This window comes from Olleya sp. YS (assembly GCF_029760915.1).
Taxonomy (GTDB): Bacteria; Bacteroidota; Bacteroidia; order Flavobacteriales; family Flavobacteriaceae; genus Olleya.
On sequence record NZ_CP121685.1, the window covers coordinates 1,740,487 to 1,755,571 of the forward strand.

Here is a 15,085-nt window from a genome sequence, read left to right on the forward strand (position 1 = left end):
AAGAATAATTAGGTTAGGACGAAAGGTGAAATGTAAGAGACAAAAAAGATTGTTTTTTGTATATTTAATAAAAAGAATATTATGAGTAAAACTAAAGAATACAGTAATAATGAAGTGACTATAGTTTGGAAACCAGATGCATGTATCCATTCGGGTATTTGTGTAAAAGGGCTTGGAGAAGTCTTTAAACCAAAAGAAAGACCATGGATAAAGATTAATGAAGCGTCGACACAAGATTTAGTAAAACAAGTAAAAGCTTGTCCATCTGGTGCTTTAAGTTATTACATGAATGGCGAAGAGAATAAAGAAAAACAAACATTAAAAACCAAAGTAGAAGTCAGAGAGAATGGTCCTTTATTGGTCTATGGAACTTTGAATATTACTCATAAAAACGGAAAAGAAGAAGTCAAAAATAAAACCACTGCTTTTTGCAGATGTGGTGCTTCTAAAAACAAACCATATTGTGATGGAGCACATACTGATGCTGATTTTAAAGGATAGAAAAAGGGCTTCGCAATTTTGGTTTACGAAGCCCTTCCAAAGTTTATGTTGTCGCATAAAGCGGAATTATAATATATACGAGTCAAACACTAGTTTTAGATGTTTATTATTTAGTTTTTATTGAAATATTAGTAAAATAAAGATTCCAATTACCGTTTAGTTTTTTATGATCTTTAGCTATTTTGATGCCATTAAAATCTTCATAATTTTCAAAAGTTGTTATCATAGATGGTTCTTTAATATTACCTTTTCTAAAAACCCATTCTTTAATCATATAATTTTTGCCATAAAAAAAGTCGTAAGCATCTCCAGGTGTATAACCACCTTCTTTTCCGTATACAATGGTTAATTTATTCAACTTACTTTTACTAATTGGTGCAGTCGTATTTATAGAATCTGTAATAATCGTTCCGCTATCCCAAACTAACTGAAAAGGTGCTAATAGCCAATACTTATCGTTAATAAATCCAGCGTCTGTTTTGATACTTAAACTATCTAATTTGGTTCTGTTATAGCTAATAGTATCACTTTTGGTTATTAGCGTCACGTCTTGAGTTTTGGGTTTCCAAATCCACGAACGCTCATAATGAATAGTATCTCTATCTACATTAAACGTAAAGCCAATTTCGGATACTGTATTCCAATTATACACGCCATGTGCTTCAGCTATTTTCTGTGCATTAGTAAGTTCTGTTTTGAGTTGTTCATTGGTTTTGTTAATATCATTTTTGCATGAAAAATAAGTTAGTGCAACAGTTATTAAAAGTAATTTTTTCATTGTAATGTTTTTGTAAAGATAGTCAAGTCTTTTTTCGTTTCAACTAGATGTACTAATTTAGTGCTTAAACCAAAAGTATTATGAAACCAAATTATTTTGATATTAATAAATCTACATGGAATCAAAAGGTGAATATTCATGCAGCAAGTGATTTTTATAACATGGATGCTTTTAAAAAAGGAGAAATCTCATTAAAGCAATATGAGTTGCAAGCATTATCTGATGTAAACGGAAAGTCCTTATTACACTTACAATGTCATTTTGGACAAGATACTTTAAGTTGGAGTCGGCTAGGAGCCCAATGTACAGGAGTAGATTTAAGTGATGAAGGTATAACTTTAGCTAAACAGCTAAACACCGAACTGGATTTAGATGCACAGTTTGTATGTTGTAATGTTTTGGAAACTTCAAAGCATGTTAATGATACGTTTGATATAGTTTTTACCAGTTATGGCGTAATTGGTTGGCTACCAGATTTGAAACCTTGGGGACAAATGATTGCTGACCGATTACATACAGGAGGTACATTTTACATGGTAGAATTTCATCCTATAGTTTGGATGTATGATTATTTAGGTGAAAAACCAATTATGAGATATGCTTACAATAGACAAGAGGTGATTTACGAAGAGGAGCAAGGGACTTATGCAGATGAAAATGCAGATTTTATTTCTAAAACCTATAGTTGGAATCATGGTTTAGGTGAAGTTGTTAATGCATTAACAAAAGCTGGCTTACATATTGATTATTTAAATGAACATGATGAAAGTCCATATAACGTATTACCAGATTTGGTTTCAACCAAATCTGGAATGTATGTTACAAAAGATAAATTGTATCCTTTAATTTTTGAGATTAAGGCAACAAAACTTTAATTTTTAATAATTACTTTAGAACCTATCGTATTAGTATTGTTGTAAAATTTCACAATATATGAGCCAACTTTTAGATGGCTAAAATCTATAGAGTCTTCAGTTTTATTAGAATTTAACTTTAAAATCTCTTGTCCTAAAAGATTAAAGACTTTTACATCACTTATTTGTACACTAGATTTAAATGAGATTATTCCATTTGTAGGATTTGGGTAAAGTTTAAAATCAATATTCTCAAAGTTAATAACACCTAAAGTATTATCTGTTATTTCTAGATTGTATGTTGACTTATAATAGCCACATGCTCCAGCTTCATAAGTTATGATATAATTACCCACTGTAGATGTTGATAAATCAATTATACCAGTGGTCATGTCTATTGTTAATCCAGCTGTACTTGAGAAAACCCCATTAGGCACTCCCATTACATTTGGTGCTGGATCAGTATCAGTAATGTCATAACTTGAGTTTGAATAATTAAAGCTGGTAAAGTTATTATAATGAATGTCTATATAATCCAAAATCACATTTGCGTAGTCTTTGGCAAAAGGAACTAAGGTTTGTGGTCTAGTATCAAAAACACGACCATCATAAGTTCCTAAGTCTCTTACTCTTCTATTAACTTCGGTCATGATTGCATCAATAGTACCACCTCCACCTTGGCCATCACTTGCTGAGGCTCCAGAGCCATGACGTTCGTTATTGTAATAAAAACCATTAAAATAAGCGTTTCCATTAGGCCTTGTGTCATCACATGTATTAATTCCATAATTGGAAGCACTTGGTACTGCTCTATAGCCATTATTAGTAGAGCCATTTTGTCCACAACTAGGATAATTTAAACTACTGTAATAAGAGCTTGTGTCTTCTATATTAGTGGTTCCTGAGGTATGTGGATAATAATCTGCTAGTTGAAACAATTCTCCCAAGCTTGAAGTCCCTCTTACAAGTTGCTCTAAATCTAAACTGTTTAAATTATTATTTCTGAGGTACTCTATGCTTGTGTTAGTAACCGTATTTAAATGCCCAGTTGCAGTGTTATTAAGATCATTGCTAGTTATTCTGTAACCAATTTCAATTCTTGGTACGGTATGACTTTGGCCATGTAAATCAATATACAACCCTTTGCCCCAATTATTAGTTACACTAGTGCTTGCTTGGTCTATGAAGTTATGCCACGCATTCCAATGGTCTATAGCATCTGCATCGCCACAAGTTGCCTCGTTTAGTTCTCTATTAGGATCTAGTTTAGAACGATGCAAATTACTAATTATAACATGTGCATAGCATCCTGTTTGATTGAAAATTTCTTTTTGTATCTCACGTATTAAAATATCTGTATTATCGTCTCTTTCATTAATACCACAATTTCTATCTGGTAATGTACTGTCGTTATCTGGATAATTTATTCCACCTACTGTAGATCCGGATTGCTTAACACCACCATGAGGAGCAGAGATAATTATTGGTAGGTTTCCTGGTATGTATTCTATGTATTGTCTAGTGTCTCCAGCAAATTGCTCATAAAAAATTGGAACTCCAGGTCCAGGTGCAGGAGGATCTTGCACATTAAAAGAAAAAGATTTTGATATTTCTACAGGGTTACCTGAGGTAACATTGTTGTCAAAATCTCCATCAAATTGGAAGGTGTTTACACCGTCAACAATTACTTCCATAGATCCATTACCGTTCCAATCATCACCGTAAAAATCGTAAACAGTTATTGTATAATTATCTGCATTAGGTAGAGCACCATAATTTTCAGAATAGGTATACGCTGCATTACCAACACCATTATAACCGTTAGAAATAATAGGGTTTATGATATTACCATTTGGATCATAAAGCTCTACTTTATTTTCGGATGACCAATTAGGCCAGCTAACGTTAATAACAACATTTGAGGTTTGAGATAAACTATTAGTGTAACAAAAAACACTTAATAACAAAAGAGTTAAATTTTTCATCGATTTGAGTTTTGGCAAAAGTAATAGCTTAATAATCAGACTTTAATCTTAAAGTTTGCCGTATTAGATATATCGCTAAAATACACTATTTAATCGATGAAATGCATTGTTTTAATGATTTTCTTTTAATACCTCTGGCATTTTTGCTTTAAATTTATTTAATCTTGGTATGGATACGTTTCGTATGTAAGGATTATTAGGATGTAATTTTTCATAATCTTGATGGTAATCTTCTGCTATCCAAAATTTCTGAAAGGGATAAACTTCTGCAGCAATTGTGATGTCAAGTTTTTTAGACAGAACTGTTTTCTTAGACTCAATTATACTTTTTTGATTTTCGTTTTGGTAAAAAATAATAGAACGATATTGACTACCTCTATCTGGTCCTTGACCATTTACCTGTGCAGGATTTTGCGATGCAAAATAAACATCAACCAAGGTTTCAAAACTAACAACATTTGGGTCGTAAATAACTTCTACAGCTTCTGCATGGCCAGTTGTACCTGTATTGCTGCTCTCGTAAGTTGGGTTTTTTGTATGCCCTCCAGAGTATCCGTTAATAACTTCGTCTACACCTTTTACACTTTCATACACAGCTTCAACACACCAAAAACATCCACTTGCAAAATAAGCTTTAGCTTTTCCGTCCTCTAAAGGGACTTCAATAGGTTTTGCAGTTTTAACTGCTTCTTGTTTAGGATTAGTTTGTGCGTGGTTATTGCAACTAAACAAAAACAATAAGGTAATAAGCGGAATTAATTTTTTCATAATATAGATTTCTTTTTCTAATAGACGTTTAAAATTAGAAAACCTTAATTTGAATAGTTATAAATATATCTTAAATGTTTTGAGTTTGTTGCAAAAAAAAGCCTTTACAATGTAAAGGCTTTTTATAATTATAAATGTGATTAAGATAATTTAGCAAACATTTTTTCCATTTTTGCACGTTGCTCATCAGCTAAAGCTGCATCCACTAAGATACGTCCACTATGCTCATCTGTAATAATTTTTTTACGTGCAGCAATTTCCATTTGTACTTGTGGTGGAATGGTAAAATAAGATCCTCCAGATGCACCTCTTTCAATTGGTACTACTGCTAATCCGTTTTTTACATTAGTTCTAATTCTGTTATAAGCTTTTACTAAACGGTCTTCAATTTTTTTCTTGTAGTCTTCAGACTTAGCAATAAGCGCTTTTTCTTCTTTTTCAGTTTCTTTTAAGATAGCGTCTAATTCGCTTTTCTTATGCTTTAAATGCGTTTCACGCTCTTTATTATGCTCTTTAGTTTGAGTAATAACTTCTTTTTTCTGCTCGATTTGCGCTTTAAATTCTCTGATGTGTTTTTCTGCTAACTCAATTTCAAGTTCTTGATATTCAATCTCTTTAGTTAACGAGTTAAACTCTCTGTTATTTCTAACATTTTTTTGTTGCTCAGAATATTTTTTGATTAACGCTTTAGATTCTTCAATTAAGTTTTTCTTTGCGCTAATTTCTGAATCAACAGCACTTAAACTGTCTTCTAGTTTTTCTAATCTAGTTTTTAATCCTGCAACTTCGTCTTCTAAATCGCTAACCTCTAGTGGTAATTCGCCTCTTACATTTCTAATTTCGTCAATTCTAGAGTCTATTAATTGTAGGTCGTATAACGCTCTTAGACGTTCTTCTACTGTTGCTTCTTTTGTCTTTGCCATATTTTAAAAATACTTAACAGGATTGGTATTTGTGTTTGATAAAACGATTGCAAAATTAGGAATTTTTTTTGTAAGTAAGGCTACTAAACCGTTTTTTGTGAACTGTTCACTTTCATAATGTCCAATATCTGCTAAAAGTATAGTGTTTTCTGCAGTAAAAAAATCGTGATATTTTAAGTCTGATGTCACAAAAACATCTACTCCTGCTGCTTTTGCAGCGTTTATAGCAAAACTTCCAGAACCACCTAAAACTGCTACTTTTTTTATGGGTTTATTTAAAAATTGAGAGTGCCTGATGTGCGATACCTTCATTTTTTCTTTTAGATAGTTAAAAAATTCGGTTTCCGTTTGAGGTTGTTCCAATTCTGCAATCATACCCATACCAATAGTTTGGTTGGTGTTTTCTAGTGTTGTTACTTCGTAAGCAACTTCTTCGTAAGAATGTGTTTCAAATAGTGTTTTTAATATTTTAGACTCTAAATGTTTAGCAAAAACGACACTAAGTTGTAGTTCTTCTTCGTAATGCGTTTCGCCCTTTTTTCCTTTTGTTGGATTGGCTTTTTCATTAGCCTTAAAAGTTCCTGTTCCGTCCACGTTGAAGCTACAATTACTATAGTTGCAAATGTCTCCTGCACCTGCAGTGAATAATGCTTCTCTTAATTTTTTAGCTTCTTTTTTTGGAACATATGTTACCAACTTTTTTATGGTTTGTTGTTGTGGGATTAAGATGCGTTGATTTTTAAGATTAAGTTGATTGCAAATCATGGCATTTACACCACTAATGTGATTGTCTAAAGCAGTGTGTATAGCATATATAGCAATGTTATTTTTTATAGCTTTTAGTACAGTACGCTCGACATAATTTTTACCTGTTATACTTTTTAAGCCTTTAAAAATAATAGGATGGAAGCTTAAAATAAAGTTGCAGTTTTTGGCTATAGCTTCATCTATAACCTCTTCTAAAGTATCAAGTGTCACTAAGATGCCTGTAACCTTGCTATTGTTATCACCAACAAGTAATCCTACATTATCAAAATCTTCTGCATAATTAAGTGGAGCAATATCTTGAATATGATTAATCAGGTCTTTTACCAACATACTTTTCTGTCTTTATTATTTAAAACAAATATAAAATATTTACTTTCGTTACTGTAAAAGTTGGCTATATTTCATTTTATAAAATGAAAGGGAGCTTTTTTAGATAACTAACTAAAATGAAATTATTACGCATTATTTTATTCCCAATTGTACCCATTTACTATGTAGTGACTTGGATAAGAAATGTAATGTACGATAAGGGTTTGAAACAGTCAAAACAATATGATTTACCTATTATATGTGTTGGTAATTTAAGTGCTGGTGGTACTGGAAAAACACCGATGGTCGAATATTTGATTAGAGTACTAAAAGATGATGCAAAATTAGCAACGTTAAGTAGAGGTTATGGTAGACAAAGCGAAGGGTTTGTATTGGCAGACGCTAACGCAAATGCTGAAACTTTGGGTGATGAGCCCTTTCAGTTTTACAATAAATTTTCTGAAAACATTTTAGTTGCAGTTGATGCTAATAGACAAGAAGGGATAAGTAAATTATTAGATACTAACGCGAAACCTGAGGTAATTTTGCTGGATGATGCCTTTCAGCACAGAAAAGTAAAAGCAGGATTAAATATTTTATTAACTACTTATACCAATTTGTATACTAGAGATATTGTATTGCCTACAGGTAATTTACGTGAACCTAAAAGTGGTGCTAAGCGTGCAGACTTAATTGTTGTAACAAAATGTCCTGTTAATTTAAGTGCAACTGAAAAGAAAAACATAATTGCAGAAATACAGCCACTAAACCATCAACAGGTGTTTTTTAGTACTATAGTATATAGTGATGCAGTAGTTTGTGAAAGTAATACCATTAAGCTTACTAAATTAAAGAATTTTAAACTGGTTACAGGAATTGCAAATGCTAAACCACTGGTTGAATTTTTAAGAGGTTGTTCTCTTAATTTTGAGCATGTAGCGTTTAAAGACCACCATGCTTTTAGCGCTAAAGAAATTGAATATATTGCAACTTTTGACTGTATAGTTACTACCGAAAAAGATTATATGCGTCTTAAAGATAATGCTGCTTTAAAAGGTAAGTTGTATTACCTTCCTATACACTTAGAGATAGATAAAGCGGAACAATTTGATGCAGTTGTAAAATCTTTTATTACGCAGTAGCGTTGCTTTTTTCGCTAAGCATTAATGCGTTAAATAACTTTTTCTCGAAGTCTTCTTGCTTGAAAGGTTTAGGAATTATATCTGTAAATCCAGCATCTTCAAATTCTTGCATTTTATCTTCTATAGTTACAGCAGTTAATGCAAAAATGGTTAAATCTTTATCAAAGGTTCTAATAATTTTAGTTGCCTCAATACCACTTATTCCTGGCATGTGGATATCCATTAACACCACATCGTAGTTAGTTGTCTTAACCTTGTCTACCGCTTCTTCACCATTATCTACAACATCACAATATAGCTTCATTTTATTAAGGATTTTTTTGGTAATCATTTGATTAATCTTATTATCCTCAACAACTAGTATTTTGATATTACTCAATTCCAATTCATCGACATCATTAAAGTAATTAGCTTTTTTCTCGACAATAATTTCATTACTCTTTTTCATAGGAATTTCAAAGAAAAATGTTGTGCCTTTACCTAATTCACTTTTCATATAGATTTTACCTTTTAAAATATCAATTAACCCTTTAACAATTGATAGTCCAAGACCTGTACCACCATATTTTCTGTTTATTTGTATAGACCCTTGAGAGAAACTTTCAAACATATTTTGTTGCTTTTCTTCGCTAATACCAATACCATTATCTTCAACTTCGAAACGAATTTCAAAATTATCGCCAATTTGTTTCAATTTTTTAATTCTTACCCAAATATCACCATCCTTTGTAAACTTAATCGAATTACCAATTAGGTTGATAAGTATTTGAGAAATTTTTAATTGATCAGCATGAAAGTTGGTAGGTAGATCTTTGTCGTACTCTAAATGTAGTTGTATGTTATTGTCTAAAGCAGAATTATTTAAAGCCGATATGACATTCTCAGCTTTTTTCTTTAAATTGAATACTTCTGGTTCAATATCTACTTTATTAGCTTCAATTTTATTGATTTGAAGGATATCGTTAATAAAGGTTAATAAGTAGTCTCCTGAAAATTTTAAAGACTTTAAATGTTGTACTTGTTCTGGTTTAGGATTTTCTTCCAATAACATATTAGTTAGTCCTGTTACAGCATATAACGGAGTTCTTAGCTCGTGAGTTACAGTAGATAAAAAGTTAGCTTTGGTTTTAGTAGCTAATTCTGCTTTTTCCATCGCAATGGTTAATTCTGCATTTTTTTTATGCAGAATATTATTAGATTTTAATCTAATATTATTGTTTTTGTACAGTGATAATGTCAATAAAGATAAGATGGTAATTAAGGCAATACTTAATATAGTAGTTAGTTTTTCTAACCAAGTAGAGCTAGCTTCTTTTTCTAAATCAGCTTCTTTTTCTTTTTGATATTCTATTGGATTGCTATATAATTTATCCAATCTTTTTTCTGGTGAAAGGTAGCTACGTTTTACTTTTAAAAGCGAGTCGTTAAGTTTAATATGTTTTTTTAGGTAATAATTAGCGTCCTTATATTCGCCTTTTTCATTATATATATCACTAAGTGATGCATACGCAGTATTAATGACATTTGGATACTTATTTTGTATTGCAAGGTCTAGTCCTTGTTTGGCTGTATTTTCTGCTTCAGTTAATTTGCCTAATTTAGCTTTAGTCTCTCCCAAACTAATATAAGCACTACTTAGTATTTTGTAATTCTGGTAACGTTTAGCTAGACTAATTGCAGTTTCATATTCTGATTCGGCTTCTTCATATCTTTCTAGTTTTGAATACGCATCACCTTTATATAATATAGTTTCTGCTTCAAAGTCGTGTAGATCTTCATTTTCAAATAGACGCTCGGCAGAGTTAAAATAATCTAAAGCTCTATTATAGTCTTTTTTGCTCATGTAAACATTACCAATAGTCTTGTAGGTTTCGGCAATATTAATGTTGTCTTTGGCAAAACGTTGTTTTTCAACTGCTTTAATTAAAGTCTTTAAAGCTTCTGTATGCTCTTCAGTTATAAATTCAATTTTACCAATTTTAGAGTAAATTAAACCTATACTTTTATTGTCATTTATTTGATTGGCAAGTTTAAGCGCTTCATCTAAATCGCTTTGCGCTTTATAGAACTCATTAGAATCAATGTTTTTCTGGGCTAAACTAATGTTATAATTAATTTTACCTTGAATGATTTCCTTTTCTTTCTCAGATAGGTCCTGAGCCTGTACATTAATAACTGCTAAGCAGGTTACTAAGCACAGCGAAAACTTAATAATTAGGGACTTCATTTTTTACATTTATAACGACAAATATAAATATTTATCCGATAAAAGTCACTTTTTTTCCGATAAATTGAATATTAAGTCAATTATTCTATTTGAATATCCAGTTTCATTATCGTACCAACCAATGATTTTTACCATGTTTCCAATTACAGAAGTCATTTGTGAATCAAAAATGCAAGAATGTGGATTACCGACAATATCAATGGATACAATTGGATCTTCTGTATATTCCAAAACTCCTTTAAATTTTCCATTGGATGCTTTTTTAAAGGCTTCATTAATAGTTTTAATATCTACAGTATGCTTAACATTAAAAGTGATATCTGTTAACGATCCATTAGCTACTGGCACTCTTATACCACAACCACCAATAACATCTGATAAATCAGGAAAAATTTTTGTTAACGCTTTTGCAGCTCCTGTTGTCGTTGGTACAATACTTTGTCCTGCTGCTCTAGCACGACGTAAGTCTCTGTGAGGTTGATCGTGCAGACTTTGGTCTGTTGTGTAAGAATGAATTGTTGTGATATATGCTTGGTTTATACCACATAACTCATTAATAATATCAATCATTGGAGCTGCATTATTTGTGGTACATGAGGCGTTAGAAATTATTGTTTCAGTACCATCTAGCTCAGTTTCGTTTACACCTAAAACTATAGTTTTGATGTTATCTTCTACAGGAGGAACGCTTAAAATAACGCGTTTAGCACCATTTTTAATATGATATTGAAGCTCTGAAGCAGTTTTAAATTTTCCTGTAGCTTCAATAACAAAATCAGGTGAATAGATATTCCAATTACAATCTTTTGGATGATTATTATTTAGTAGCGGAAATTTTTGATTATCTACTATTATAGTGTTTTCTTTTGAAGTTATGGTTGCAGGATGTACACCATGAATACTATCATATTTTAATAAGTGACTTAATGTTTTAGCGTCCGCTAAATCGTTAATAGCCACAATTTTTATGTTTTTATTATTGTGAAGCAACCTAAAAACACGTCTTCCAATACGACCAAAACCGTTGATAGCAACAGTAATCATATTAATTAATGTGTTTTTGAGCTTTGTAAGAAGAACGTACCAATGCACTACTTTCTACATGTCTAAAGCCAAGTTCAAGCCCTATTTCTTCGTATTCTTTAAATTCATCTGGTAGAACAAATCGTTTAACTGGTAGGTGTTTTTTACTAGGTTGCAAATATTGACCAATAGTTACCACATCCACATCGTTTTCACGTAAGTCATAAAGCGTTTGTATAACTTCTTCACGTTGTTCTCCTAAACCAAGCATGATTCCCGATTTAGTTCTTCGTTGTCCTTGTTGTTTTAAATATTTTAAAACTCCCATACTACGTTCATATTTTGCTTGTATGCGGACTTCTCTGGTTAAGCGTTTTACAGTTTCTATATTGTGTGATACAACCTCTGGTGCAACATCAATAATTCTGTCAATATGCATCTCTATGCCTTGAAAATCTGGGATTAAGGTTTCAAGCGTTGTTTCTGGATTCATTCTTCTAACAGCCTTAACAGTTTCTGCCCACATAATGCTTCCCATATCTTTTAAATCATCTCTATCAACACTAGTTAAAACTGCGTGTTTAATTCCCATAATTTTAATAGAACGAGCGACTTTTTCTGGTTCGTCCCAATCGACATCTTCTGGACGACCTGTTTTTACGCCACAAAATCCGCAAGATCTGGTACAAACATTACCTAAAATCATAAAGGTAGCAGTACCTTCTCCCCAACACTCTCCCATATTTGGACAACTTCCTGAGGTACAAATTGTGTTTAATTTATATTTGTCAACTAGTCCTCTAAGCTCAGTATATTTTTTACCAGTTGGTAATTTTACACGTAACCATTTTGGTTTTGGTTGTCTTTCTGACGGTAATATTACAGATGCAGTGTCGTTATTCATAGGTGCAATTTTCTGACTACAAAGATACGAAGTATTCTATAAAGTTTTTAAAAACCAAATGCTAAAACCAATCAAGAAAATAATACCACCAATACTTAAAATATGAAGACCTTTTGATGGTCTCCAATCTTTTGGTGTATGTTTTCCACTAATTAAAATATAATTGATAATGGCATAAAATGGTGCTGTTAAAAATGATAAGATTGTAGCTATTTTTATTAATAAACCCATTTCTGAAGCTAACACAAAAAAAATAAAGATAGTACCTAAAGTTAGTAGGAGTATCCAAAACAAATAGCCTTTATCGAACGTTTTATTGGTTATTAGCTCTAATGATTTGTGCATGGCTCTTGGAGATGCATCTAGAGTAGTTAGAGTTGTACTAAACATTGTTGTAAAAGCAGCTACACCAATAACAACATAAGCCCAACTACCTAAACTGTTGGTATACATCGTGATTAATTGGTTAGAAAATTGTCCAGCAGAATCACTAAAGGTTTCACCACTATTAAACATGACTAAATAGCCTAATAACAAAAAACCAATACCTAAAATAATAGTTGTAATGTAACCAATATTAAAATCTAAAAGTGCTGATTTAGGGGTGAGGTTTATATTGTCTTTTTGTTTTTCAATGGTCCATAACGAATGCCAAACTGAGATGTCTAAAGGTGCAGGCATCCAGCCCATAAATGTGATTAAAAACGTTAATTCTAAAGTATTTTTAGGTAATAGTTGAATAAAAGACAGAGTGGTTTCATTTTTATTTAAAGCAAAAATAACTGCCAAAATAGTGCTGATAGATAGGACGATAATAATTATTTTAATAAGCCTATCTAATAGTTTGTAGCGTCCAAAAAATAATATAATCAAACAGATTGCGAGAATGATAACTGTCCAAACTTTAACCGAAATAACATCACCAAACAGGGTTGAAGCTAAACCAGCAGTAACAATAGTAACCGCTGTTTGAATGGTAAACATGGTAGCAAATGTTAAAATAAAATAAGCTATTAAAACAGGTTTGCCTAACTTTTTATAACCCTCTAGAAGACTTTCTCCAGTAGCAGAAGCATACCTTGGACCAAACTGAAAAAACGGAAATTTAAAACAATTAACTAATAGTAAAGCCCAGAGTAATCCTAGTCCAAAGTCCGCACCAGCACGTGTAGATTGTACTAAGTGTGACACACCAATTGCAGCACCAGCAAATAATAAACCAGGACCTAATTTTTTTAATGAGGTTAACATTACTTTTTTTGAATAATTTCTGCTAATAGCTTTTTAGCACGAAGTAACTTGACTTTAATATTATTTATGGGTTCATTAAGTTCTTCAGAAATGTCTTTATAGCTTAATTCTTGAAAATACCTTAGATTAATAACTTCTTGATAATGAGGTTTAAGTTTTTTTATATCACGCAATAATTTAGCTAAATTTTGCTCTGTAATTAACTTATCTTCAACAGAAGGTGTCTCGTCTAACACTTGATAGACTTCGTTCTCATCCGTTTTTGAAATAGCTTGTTTAATTGAGTTTTTTTCTTTTCTAACAATATCAATGTGGATGTTTTTGGATATAGTAATTAGCCAAGTATTGAAGGCGTATTTACTATTGTAGGAGTCAATTTTATCAAATGCTTTGGAGAAAGTCTGAATAGTTATGTCTTCAGCATCGTTTTCATTTTTTATACGTTTTAATTGAAAACCATAGACCTTGTCCCAATAATTATGGAGTAGATAATTAAACGCTTTTTGATCGTTTTTTTTAGCTCTATTTATGGCTTCTTCTATTTCCAATAATTTGGTTTTGAAATTTGGTTGGTTATAAAGATACTAAATTGAAATACAATTAAGAATATTTCTAAAATAGGAAGTAGTAAGATAGTGTCTAATTCGTTTAGCTTTTTTGCAGAAAAACCAAGACTTAAAAACTGGATTGCAAACCTTATTACAATTAAACCTAAAACAAAAGGCCACAAATAGGTAGATATAGCCAAAGTGATGCCTACAAGCCAAAATAATACTTGAGTGATATAAAAAGTTGATAATAGAAATTTATGTTTAAACTTATAGTGCTTAGCTGTAGACACATGTCTGCGTTTTTGCTTAAACCAATCTTTAAAGGTTGTTTTTGGGATTGAGGTTGTAAAACTATCTTTTGAATAGCAAATTGTAGTATTTTTAGCGCTAGCGACTTCGTTTATGAATAAATCATCATCACCAGATCTAATTTTCATGTGTTTTATAAATCCATTGGATTTAAAAAATTGATCTCTGTGATAGGCTAAATTTCGACCAACTCCCATGTAAGGAAGTCCTACTTTTGCTAATGAAAAGTATTGGGTTGCTGTTAAAAGGGTTTCAAACCGTATTAACATATTAAGTAATGAGTTTTTAATTTTATTATAAGCACCATAACCTAAAACGATGCTGTTGTCTTCAGAAAAATAACTACTCATTTGTTTTATCCATTGATTGGACAGTGGTTGGCAATCTGCATCTGTAAATAGTAAGTTATTATGTTTAGCAGCTTTAATACCAAGTGATAACGCGTATTTTTTATTTCCCCAAAACGCTTCAATGTTTTTGACATCAACAATCTTGATGTTTGAATGTTTTAAAGCAAATGCTTCAAAAACCTCCAAAGTGTCGTCTTGTGAGGAGTCGTTAATTAAAACAACTTCAAAGGTTGGATAGTCTTGTTCTAATATCGAAGGTAAAAATTTTGCGATATTTTCTGCTTCGTTTTTAGCGCAAATAATAACAGAAATAGGATAGAGTGTAGAGGAAGTGTTTTCACTTTTAGAAAACGCAAAGCTTCCAAAAAGCACACCATAGTACAATACTTGAATAACCACTACAATTACAAAACTGTAGAACAATACCTCAAGTATAAGCATG

14 protein-coding genes are annotated in these 15,085 nt (G+C 31.6%); 3 read left to right on the forward strand and 11 right to left on the reverse strand.

From position 1 onward, the window contains the following. Positions 1–81 precede the first annotated feature (81 nt). Positions 82–501 carry a (4Fe-4S)-binding protein gene (locus Ollyesu_RS07920; RefSeq protein ID WP_279300697.1) on the forward strand — a complete coding sequence of 140 codons (420 nt, stop codon included), beginning with the start codon at positions 82–84 and terminating at the stop codon, positions 499–501. Between the two features lie 106 nt (positions 502–607). On the opposite strand, the gene Ollyesu_RS07925 is transcribed toward Ollyesu_RS07920, so the two are convergent. Next, a complete protein-coding gene (locus tag Ollyesu_RS07925) occupies positions 608–1,279 on the reverse strand; it encodes a hypothetical protein (RefSeq protein WP_279300698.1) in 672 nt (223 codons plus the stop codon). 80 nt (positions 1,280–1,359) lie between these two features. On the opposite strand from Ollyesu_RS07925, the gene Ollyesu_RS07930 reads away from it, so the two are divergent. Further along, complete coding sequence (locus Ollyesu_RS07930; RefSeq protein WP_279300699.1) at positions 1,360–2,154, forward strand: class I SAM-dependent methyltransferase; 795 nt, start codon at positions 1,360–1,362, stop codon at positions 2,152–2,154. Here the strand turns inward: Ollyesu_RS07930 and Ollyesu_RS07935 are convergent. The 4 genes from Ollyesu_RS07935 to Ollyesu_RS07950 all read right to left on the reverse strand — a co-directional run bounded on the left by Ollyesu_RS07935 (position 2,151) and on the right by Ollyesu_RS07950 (position 6,907). Next, entirely contained in the window at positions 2,151–4,118 is a 1,968-nt protein-coding gene (locus Ollyesu_RS07935) for a T9SS type A sorting domain-containing protein (RefSeq protein WP_279300700.1), read from the reverse strand. The genes Ollyesu_RS07930 and Ollyesu_RS07935 overlap by 4 nt on opposite strands. Before the next feature lie 111 nt (positions 4,119–4,229). After that, complete coding sequence (msrA, locus tag Ollyesu_RS07940) at positions 4,230–4,886, reverse strand: peptide-methionine (S)-S-oxide reductase MsrA (RefSeq protein ID WP_279300701.1); 657 nt, start codon at positions 4,884–4,886, stop codon at positions 4,230–4,232. A 140-nt stretch (positions 4,887–5,026) separates the two neighbouring features. Then, positions 5,027–5,809, reverse strand: coding sequence for a C4-type zinc ribbon domain-containing protein (locus Ollyesu_RS07945; RefSeq protein WP_279300702.1), 783 nt, complete (start codon positions 5,807–5,809; stop codon positions 5,027–5,029). A 3-nt stretch (positions 5,810–5,812) separates the two neighbouring features. Further along, the gene (locus tag Ollyesu_RS07950; RefSeq protein WP_279300703.1) at positions 5,813–6,907 is read right to left on the reverse strand and encodes a Nif3-like dinuclear metal center hexameric protein; all 1,095 of its coding nucleotides are present in this window, start codon (positions 6,905–6,907) and stop codon (positions 5,813–5,815) included. Between the two features lie 116 nt (positions 6,908–7,023). Between Ollyesu_RS07950 and lpxK the strand changes: the two genes are divergently transcribed. Continuing rightward, positions 7,024–8,028 carry a tetraacyldisaccharide 4'-kinase gene (gene lpxK, locus Ollyesu_RS07955; protein ID WP_279300704.1) on the forward strand — a complete coding sequence of 335 codons (1,005 nt, stop codon included), beginning with the start codon at positions 7,024–7,026 and terminating at the stop codon, positions 8,026–8,028. Here lpxK and Ollyesu_RS07960 read toward each other — a convergent pair. Genes Ollyesu_RS07960 through Ollyesu_RS07985 form a run of 6 tightly spaced genes read right to left on the reverse strand, consistent with a single transcriptional unit; the run spans position 8,018 to position 15,084 of the window. Continuing rightward, on the reverse strand, positions 8,018–10,255 hold the full coding sequence (locus Ollyesu_RS07960; RefSeq protein WP_279300705.1) for an ATP-binding protein: 2,238 nt from the start codon (positions 10,253–10,255) through the stop codon (positions 8,018–8,020). The genes lpxK and Ollyesu_RS07960 overlap by 11 nt on opposite strands. Positions 10,256–10,300: 45 nt before the next feature. Next, complete coding sequence (gene gap, locus Ollyesu_RS07965) at positions 10,301–11,299, reverse strand: type I glyceraldehyde-3-phosphate dehydrogenase (RefSeq protein WP_279300706.1); 999 nt, start codon at positions 11,297–11,299, stop codon at positions 10,301–10,303. Position 11,300: 1 nt separating this feature from the next. Further along, complete coding sequence (lipA, locus tag Ollyesu_RS07970) at positions 11,301–12,182, reverse strand: lipoyl synthase (RefSeq protein ID WP_279300707.1); 882 nt, start codon at positions 12,180–12,182, stop codon at positions 11,301–11,303. Between the two features lie 36 nt (positions 12,183–12,218). Next, positions 12,219–13,433 (reverse strand): Nramp family divalent metal transporter, encoded by a 1,215-nt coding sequence (locus Ollyesu_RS07975; RefSeq protein ID WP_279300708.1) that lies wholly within the window; start codon positions 13,431–13,433, stop codon positions 12,219–12,221. Continuing rightward, positions 13,433–13,981, reverse strand: a complete 549-nt coding sequence (locus Ollyesu_RS07980; RefSeq protein ID WP_279300709.1) for a sigma-70 family RNA polymerase sigma factor — start codon at positions 13,979–13,981, stop codon at positions 13,433–13,435. The genes Ollyesu_RS07975 and Ollyesu_RS07980 overlap by 1 nt, the downstream gene beginning before the upstream one ends. Then, positions 13,972–15,084, reverse strand: coding sequence for a glycosyltransferase (locus tag Ollyesu_RS07985; RefSeq protein WP_279300710.1), 1,113 nt, complete (start codon positions 15,082–15,084; stop codon positions 13,972–13,974). The genes Ollyesu_RS07980 and Ollyesu_RS07985 overlap by 10 nt, the downstream gene beginning before the upstream one ends. Between the last annotated feature and the right edge of the window lies 1 nt (position 15,085).

Bases quoted from the DNA above. Each gene is read 5' to 3' on its own strand.
- Ollyesu_RS07920 (WP_279300697.1), top strand. From the start codon at position 82: ATGAGTAAAACTAAAGAATACAGTAATAATGAAGTGACTATAGTTTGG.
- Ollyesu_RS07925 (WP_279300698.1), bottom strand. From the start codon at position 1,279: ATGAAAAAATTACTTTTAATAACTGTTGCACTAACTTATTTTTCATGC.
- Ollyesu_RS07930 (WP_279300699.1), top strand. From the start codon at position 1,360: ATGAAACCAAATTATTTTGATATTAATAAATCTACATGGAATCAAAAG.
- Ollyesu_RS07935 (WP_279300700.1), bottom strand. From the start codon at position 4,118: ATGAAAAATTTAACTCTTTTGTTATTAAGTGTTTTTTGTTACACTAAT.
- msrA (WP_279300701.1), bottom strand. From the start codon at position 4,886: ATGAAAAAATTAATTCCGCTTATTACCTTATTGTTTTTGTTTAGTTGC.
- Ollyesu_RS07945 (WP_279300702.1), bottom strand. From the start codon at position 5,809: ATGGCAAAGACAAAAGAAGCAACAGTAGAAGAACGTCTAAGAGCGTTA.
- Ollyesu_RS07950 (WP_279300703.1), bottom strand. From the start codon at position 6,907: ATGTTGGTAAAAGACCTGATTAATCATATTCAAGATATTGCTCCACTT.
- lpxK (WP_279300704.1), top strand. From the start codon at position 7,024: ATGAAATTATTACGCATTATTTTATTCCCAATTGTACCCATTTACTAT.
- Ollyesu_RS07960 (WP_279300705.1), bottom strand. From the start codon at position 10,255: ATGAAGTCCCTAATTATTAAGTTTTCGCTGTGCTTAGTAACCTGCTTA.
- gap (WP_279300706.1), bottom strand. From the start codon at position 11,299: ATGATTACTGTTGCTATCAACGGTTTTGGTCGTATTGGAAGACGTGTT.
- lipA (WP_279300707.1), bottom strand. From the start codon at position 12,182: ATGAATAACGACACTGCATCTGTAATATTACCGTCAGAAAGACAACCA.
- Ollyesu_RS07975 (WP_279300708.1), bottom strand. From the start codon at position 13,433: ATGTTAACCTCATTAAAAAAATTAGGTCCTGGTTTATTATTTGCTGGT.
- Ollyesu_RS07985 (WP_279300710.1), bottom strand. From the start codon at position 15,084: ATGCTTATACTTGAGGTATTGTTCTACAGTTTTGTAATTGTAGTGGTT.